This window comes from Clostridium sp. KLE 1755 (genome assembly GCF_000466465.2).
Lineage (GTDB): Bacteria > Bacillota > Clostridia > Lachnospirales > Lachnospiraceae > Eisenbergiella > Eisenbergiella porci.
This window is the reverse complement of record NZ_KE992760.1, coordinates 93,694-94,132: the sequence shown is the minus strand read 5'-3', so window position 1 is coordinate 94,132 and position 439 is coordinate 93,694. Positions and strand designations below refer to the sequence as shown.

Below are 439 nucleotides of genomic sequence, written 5' to 3'. Positions count from 1 at the left end.
GGGGGCGGCTGGGGGATGTTTTACGGACCATGGGAAAAAACGGTGATGTTTCTTAATGCCCCGTATGACCGGAATCCTGCCGCCCCTAGCGGCGTGTCCGACGAACGCAGACGGCTGAAAGCCTCTGCGGAGGAGTTTTGCCGCGTTGGCAGGATTCCGGCCATGCGGGACATTTAGAAACATCCCGTTTTTGAGGTTGGTCCGTAAAACATCCCCCAGCCGCCCCCGGAGAGGAACCGCAAAACAGGGCCATCGGAGGCCGGGAGAGGACAGAGGCCGCACCACCACAAAAATAAAGCTGCGCAGGTATGTTGTCTGGTTGTAAGTTCTGTAGGTTGTATGTTGTTCAGGTTGTGGTAATTGCATTTAATCAAAGACCCCGCTGCACGCAACGGGATATCAAACTTGTAGCGCTGCAGAGCAGCGGGGTCTTTGACCC

1 protein-coding gene is annotated in these 439 nt (G+C 55.8%); it reads right to left on the bottom strand.

Annotated features, from left to right (window positions below):
• Positions 1-173: 173 nt before the first annotated feature.
• A partial coding sequence (locus tag HMPREF1548_RS30290; RefSeq protein ID WP_021639053.1) for a hypothetical protein occupies positions 174-439 on the bottom strand: 266 nt, incomplete at its 5' end.